Annotated in this window: 4 protein-coding genes and 1 pseudogene; all 5 read left to right on the top strand. The window is 61.9% G+C overall.

The window, feature by feature from the left end; genetic code table 11:
- Positions 1 to 307: pseudogene (locus tag EPO09_RS02160) on the top strand (hypothetical protein); the annotation flags it as partial.
- 114 nt (positions 308 to 421) lie between these two features.
- Entirely contained in the window at positions 422 to 967 is a 546-nt protein-coding gene (locus tag EPO09_RS02155; RefSeq protein ID WP_290639709.1) for an NUDIX hydrolase, read from the top strand.
- A gap of 56 nt (positions 968 to 1,023) precedes the next feature.
- Complete coding sequence (locus tag EPO09_RS02150; RefSeq protein ID WP_290639707.1) at positions 1,024 to 3,231, top strand: type I secretion system permease/ATPase; 2,208 nt, start codon at positions 1,024 to 1,026, stop codon at positions 3,229 to 3,231.
- Between the two features lie 19 nt (positions 3,232 to 3,250).
- Entirely contained in the window at positions 3,251 to 4,690 is a 1,440-nt protein-coding gene (locus EPO09_RS02145) for an HlyD family type I secretion periplasmic adaptor subunit (RefSeq protein WP_290639705.1), read from the top strand.
- A 312-nt stretch (positions 4,691 to 5,002) separates the two neighbouring features.
- A partial coding sequence (locus tag EPO09_RS02140) for a retention module-containing protein (RefSeq protein WP_290639703.1) occupies positions 5,003 to 6,681 on the top strand: 1,679 nt, incomplete at its 3' end.

The following is a 6,681-nucleotide window of genomic DNA, read 5'->3' as shown; positions in this document are numbered from 1 at the left end:
CGCCGTGAAAGGCCCCTGGCGCGCCATCAAAGGCCTCGGCAACCGCCCTCTGGCCGAATTGCTGTTCGAGCACAACCAGGTGCGGCGCGACCCGCTGATCGCCCAGGCCTTGGCCAGCCAATCCCCCGAGAGGCGGCATCTGGCCCGCCAATGGGCCCGGGTCGCGCCCCAGGCCGATGCACACGCGCTCGCTACGCCCATATGGACGCGCCGTTCGGTGTTCTGGCACCGAGGGCACCCGCTTCAGGTGCTGGAGAGCTTTACACCGTGGATCACCCTTCTGCACGCCGGCTCCAAACGACGATAAAGGCCGATGGGGCTACATGAACCGACGCCACATCACAACCACAGCTGCCCGCAAGCCTGTCAATTGCCGGCCACACCCCCAGGAATCGCCCGCTTGTTGCCCTAAACTGCTCGCATGCTGTTTTCACGCCGAATCGAGCACTGCCAGGTTTGTGGCACACCGGTTGAGTACAAGGTTCCCGAGGATGACAACCGGGACCGCGCCGTGTGCCCGTCCTGCCACCACATCCACTACGTCAATCCGTTGAACGTGGTGGGGACGCTGCCTGTCTGGGGCGAACAGGTGCTGCTGTGCAAGCGCAACATCGAGCCGCGCAAGGGCTTCTGGACGCTGCCAGCCGGCTTCATGGAGCTAGGTGAAACCACCGAAGAAGGCGCCGCCCGCGAAACCGACGAGGAAGCGGGCGCCCACATCGAGATGCAAGGCCTGTACTGCATCATCAATGTGGTCACGGCTGGCCAGGTGCACCTGTTCTACCGCGCCCGCCTGCTGGACACCGAATTCTCGCCAGGCCCGGAAACCATGGAAGCCAAGCTCTTCCATCAGCATGAAATCCCCTGGGACGACCTGGCCTTCCGCACGGTGCGCATGACCCTGGAGCGGTACTTTGCCGACCGCATCGAGGGTCAATTTGCCGTGCATTGTGCCGATATCCGCTGATCACGCCGCGATGACGACTGGTGTCTCGTGCGGCGTCGGACCACACGACCACACACATGACCGCCACGCTGGATACCTCTGAGCCGACCGCATCCCCACCGATCGACGCGCCTGTCCAGGCTGACTCGGTGCCACGCCTGCGCGAAGATCTGATCGCCCCCGATCCGCTGCTGGACTGCCTGGTTGAGGTTTGCCGACAACATGGGATTCCGGCATCGCGTGCCTCGCTGACAGCCGGCCTGCCGCTGGACAAAGGTGCCCTGCCCCTGACGCTGGCCGAACGCGCTGCCGCCAAGGCTGGCCTGGCCACCAAGCTGCAAAGGCTGGATCTGGCCAGGATTGACGAGCTCACCCTGCCCGCCGTCCTGATCCTGCACAACAACCAAGCCTGCGTGCTGCTGGGTCGTGACAAGAGCGACTGGCGCATCCTGCTGCCCGAAACCGGTCAGGGCGCCATCACCTTGAGCACGGACGAACTGCAAGCCCGCTACACCGGCGTGGTGCTGTTTGCCCGCCCGCACTTCAAGTTCGATTCGCGCACACCCGAGATCCGCGCCACCAAATCCGGCCATTGGTTCTGGGGCCCGGTGCTCGCTCAGCGCTTTGTCTACCGCGACGTGATGTGGGCGGCCTTGCTGGTCAACCTGTTCGCGCTGGCGTTTCCGATTTTCTCGATGAACGTGTACGACCGCGTCGTGCCCAACCATGCCACCGAGACCATGTGGGTGCTGGCCATCGGCGTGTGCCTGGTGTTCTGCGGCGATCTGTTCATGCGCTTGCTGCGCAGCCACTTTGTGGACGAAGCCAGTGCCCGCATTGATGTGCAGATCTCGGCTTCGTTGATGGAGCGCGTGCTGGGCATGCGGCTGGAAAACCGCCCACAATCGGTGGGCTCGTTCGCATCGAACCTGCGCGGCTTCGAGCAGGTGCGCGACTTCATCGCCTCCAGCACGGTCACCGCGCTGATCGACCTGCCCTTTGCGCTGTTGTTCGTGATCGTGATCGCATGGATCTCGCCGTGGCTCGTTTTGCCTGTGCTGACCGTGTTCACGGCCATCGTGGTGTCGGGCTATGTCCTGCAGCATCGCCTGCATGAGTTGTCGCAAAGTACCTATCAGGCTTCTGCGCAACGCAATGCCACCCTGGTGGAAAGCCTGACCGGTATCGAGACCATCAAGTCTCAAGGCGCCGAAGGCCTGATCCAGGCGCGCTGGGAACGGGCCAACCAGTTTCTGTCGACACTGAATGTACGCATGCGCGGGCTGTCGTCCACGGCGATGTACACCACGGCCACGCTGCAACAGCTGGTATCGGTCAGCATCATCCTGACCGGCGTCTACCTGATCACCGACAAGCAATTGACCATGGGTGGCCTGATCGCCTCGACCATGCTGGCGGGCCGCGCGCTGGCGCCTGCCGGACAGATCGTGGGCCTGCTGATGCAATACCAGGGCGCACGCACGGCCATGGAATCGCTCAACAAGATCATGGACCAACCCGTTGAGCGCCCAGCCGGCACGAACTTCGTGCAGCGCAAGGAACTCAAAGGTGAGATCGAATTCCGCCATGTGTCCTTTGCCTATCCAGGCCGCCAGGATTCGGCGCTGGACAACATCAGCTTCAAGGTCAACCCAGGTGAAAAGGTCGCGCTGATCGGCAAGGTCGGCTCGGGCAAAACCACACTGCAAAAGCTGATCCTGGGGCTGTACCAACCCACGGACGGCGCCGTGCTGCTCGATGGCATCGACATGCGCCAGCTGGATCCAGCTGACGTGCGCCGCAACCTCGCTCACGTCTCTCAGGATGTGACGCTGTTCTACGGCTCGCTGCGCGACAACATCACCTTCGGCATGCCCCATGCGCAGGATGACGCCGTTGTGGCCGCGAGTGAAACGGCAGGCCTGACCGAGTTCGTGCAGCGCCACCCGCAAGGCTATGACATGCAGGTGGGCGAGCGCGGTGAGTTGCTCTCAGGTGGCCAGCGCCAGAGCGTGGGCATTGCCCGCGCCGTGCTGCACAACGCGCCCATATTGCTGCTTGATGAACCCACCAGCGCGATGGACTTCTCGACCGAAGCATTGGTGACGCAACGCATGCAGGCCTTCTCGCAAGGCAAGACGGTTGTGCTGGTGACGCACCGCACATCCATGCTGTCTTTTGTGGACCGCGTGATCGTGGTTGACCAGGGCAAGATCGTGGCCGATGGCCCGCGCGAACGGATCATGCAGGCGCTGCAAAGCGGCCGCATTGCCCGCGCATCCTGATCAAGGCAAGGAGATCGACATGAATACCTTGCTGAACGCCGGACAGAAAGTGGTCAACGTGCTGGAGGCCGTGCGCCGCAAGATCACGCCCGTGACCGACCGTGTGCTGGACAAGCTGGCTGGCCCACGCGTGACACCCGAGACAGCCGCCGATGCGGGCATGCGTTCGTTCGAGCTGGACGCGCATGCGGTGATGAGCACCGAGCACACCTACCGGGCTCAGACCCTGGTGCGCACAGCCTTGTTGCTGGTTGCCGTGCTGTTGACATGGGCTGGCCTGGCCAGGATCGACGAAGTCACCAAAGGTGAAGCCAAGGTGATCCCATCCAGGCAGTTGCAGGTGATCCAGTCGCTGGATGGCGGCGTGGTCTCCGAAATCCTGGTCAAGGAAGGCCAGGTGGTGGAAGCCGGGCAGTTGCTGCTCAAGATCGACGAGACCCGTGCGACCTCCGGTGTGCGTGAAAGCGCCGCGCAAGCCTTTGCCTTGCGTGCCAAGCTGGCTCGGCTGAAAGCGCTGGCCGAGGGCCATGCGTTCAACCCGCCCGCCCCCAAAGAGGGCAACGCCGAAGAGCAACGCGTGATCGATGAAGAGCGCCAGTTGTATGACGCCAAACGCTCGGAACTGAAAGCGCTGGTTTCGATCAGCGAAGAGCAATTGTCGCAACGAGAACAAGAACTGACCGAGGCCCAGGCCAAGAAAGAATCGGCCAAACGTTCGCTGGAACTGTCCCAACAGGAACTGACCAAGACCAAACCCCTGCTGGCCACAGGCGCCGTGTCTGAGGTGGACGTGCTGCGACTGGAGCGCGACCTGACCCGCGCCCGCGGCGACAAGGAACAGGCCAGCGCCCAGGCTTCACGTGCCAAGGCAGCCATTGCCGAAGCCACGCGCAAGATCCAGGAAACCGATCTGTCCTTCCGCAATGAGATCCGCAAGGATTTGTCTGACGTGCTGGGGCGGCTCAACGCCATCAATGAAGGCGCTGTGGCGCTGGCCGACAAGGTGGACAAGTCTCAGGTGAAGTCACCCGTGCGGGGCCGCGTGCAGCGCCTGCTGGCCAACACCGTGGGCGGCGTCATCACACCGGGCAAGGACATCGTGGAGGTTGTGCCACTGGACGATGCACTGGTGCTGGAAGCCAAGGTTCAGCCGCGTGACATCGCCTTCATCCACCCCGGACAGGCCGCCACGGTCAAGTTCACCGCGTACGATTTTTCCATCTACGGCGGCCTGGACGCGACGGTCGAGAACATCAGCCCCGATACCGTCACCGATGAAAAGGGCAACACCTTCTACGTGGTGCGCGTGAAAACCAGGCAATCCAACTTCAACGACAAGATGCCCATCATCCCGGGCATGACGGCTGAAGTGGACGTACTCACAGGCAAGAAGACCGTGTTGTCCTACCTGCTCAAACCGGTGCTCAAGGCGCATTCGTATGCGCTGCGCGAGCGCTGATCCAGACCTTGTCTGGACATACAGGCAGCACGCACCTTAAGTCGCCAAAGACCCCGTCCACATGTGACGAAAGCCCTTCACAGCGGGCCAGACAAGCCGACAAGAGATTGTTGGACACGTCTGGCCCGTTTCACTTGGTGGCAAAGCCATCGAAACACGGCGCAACCCTCATAAGGGCTGCGCTAAAGCGTTGATTTATTCGGCGCAAGGCCGGAATTGTTCACGGACTGCGGTCCGCCCAATTCACCTTGAGGAAGGCCTGCTGGCTATCCTCGCTGCAACGGCTTTAGTTACGTTTCGAGAGGTTTTGCCATGTCCAAATCCGCGCAAGTTCCAGGCGGCATCGTCACCAGTCTGCAAGGACGCGCCCACGTCATTCCGACAGGCGAAAAGACCGCTCGACCACTGCAGGAAGGCGATGCCATCCAACCAGGTGACGTCATCCTGGCATCGCAAAATGCCGAGCTGCAAATCACCGATGTGGACGGCAACGCCTGGATGCCGCGTGACATGCAAGTGGCCCTGGCCGATGTCAATGACAAGGCTGACGCTGACCACAAAAAGCCAAGCCACACCAAGCACACACTCGACCACAAGTCGCTGGACGACGCCATCAACGCCGTTGAGCGAGGCGATGAGGATGCCGCAACGGCAGCCGGTGTGACCGGTGGCGGCGGTGGATCGATGTCGCCCGGCTTGCGCGTGGACCGCGTGATCGAAGCGGTGACGCCACAAGAGTTCGCCTACAGCACGCCGGATCGCGAGGCCAGCACGCCGATTGCGTCGGCAGACAACACGGTGAGTGCACCGCAGGGCAACCATGCGCCCTATGTAGACGACAACGGCAACAACTACAAACCCGCCAGTGGTCGCTACCAGTTTGAAACACCGGAAGACAAACCGGTGTCTGGTCAAGTCAAGGCATCCGACCCCGATGGCGACCCGTTGACATTCACCAAGGGCTCGGACCCCTTGCATGGCACCGTCACTGTCAACCCGGATGGCAGCTGGGTCTACACACCCAACAAGGACTATAACGGCGCGGACTCATTCACCGTGACCGTGTCTGACGGCAAAGGTGGCACGACCACAGCCTATGTCGATATCGGCATCACGCCAGTCAACGATGCGCCGAAAATTGACGACCCCAATCTGGACCCGAACAGCGGCCATTACAAGGTCCTGACCAGTGAGGACAAACCGGTATCCGGTCAAGTCAAGGCTACCGATCCAGATGGCGATGCGCTGACGTTTGCCAAGGGTTCCGATCCAGCTCATGGCACCGTGACCGTCAATGCCGATGGCACCTGGACGTACACACCGGCCAAGGACTACAACGGCGCCGACTCGTTCACCGTGACCGTCTCTGATGGCCATGGCGGCACCACCACGGCCACGGTCGACATTGGCGTGCTGCCCGTCAACGATCCGCCCAAGATCGACGATCCGACCAACCCCAATCTGGATCCATCGACCGGCCACTACAAGCTCACAACTGACGAAGACAAACCTGTCTCAGGTCAGGTCAAGGCCACCGATCCAGATGGCGATGCGCTGACGTTTACCAAGGGCAGTGACCCGACTCACGGCACCGTGACCGTCAATGCCGATGGCACCTGGACGTACACGCCAGCCAAGGACTACAACGGCGCCGACTCGTTCACCGTGACCGTTTCGGACGGCCATGGCGGCACGACCACGGCCACAGTCGACATTGGCGTGCTGCCCGTCAACGATCCGCCCAAGATCGACGATCCCAGCAATCCCAACCTGGATCCCACGACGGGCCACTACAAGCTCACGACTGACGAAGACAAGCCTGTCTCCGGTCAGGTCAAGGCCACCGATCCAGATGGCGATGCGCTGACGTTTGCCAAGGGCAGTGACCCGACTCACGGCACCGTGACCGTCAATGCCGATGGCACCTGGACGTACACGCCGGCCAAGGACTACAACGGCGCCGACTCGTTCACCGTGACCGTTTCGGATGG

The sequence above is a fragment of the Aquabacterium sp. genome (assembly GCF_004297345.1).
In the GTDB taxonomy this organism is placed as follows: domain Bacteria; phylum Pseudomonadota; class Gammaproteobacteria; order Burkholderiales; family Burkholderiaceae_C; genus Aquabacterium.
The sequence above is the reverse complement of the archived record's forward strand: the minus strand, read 5'-3'. Positions and strand labels throughout refer to the sequence as shown.

Bases quoted from the DNA above. Each gene is read 5' to 3' on its own strand.
- EPO09_RS02155 (WP_290639709.1), top strand. From the start codon at position 422: ATGCTGTTTTCACGCCGAATCGAGCACTGCCAGGTTTGTGGCACACCG.
- EPO09_RS02150 (WP_290639707.1), top strand. From the start codon at position 1,024: ATGACCGCCACGCTGGATACCTCTGAGCCGACCGCATCCCCACCGATC.
- EPO09_RS02145 (WP_290639705.1), top strand. From the start codon at position 3,251: ATGAATACCTTGCTGAACGCCGGACAGAAAGTGGTCAACGTGCTGGAG.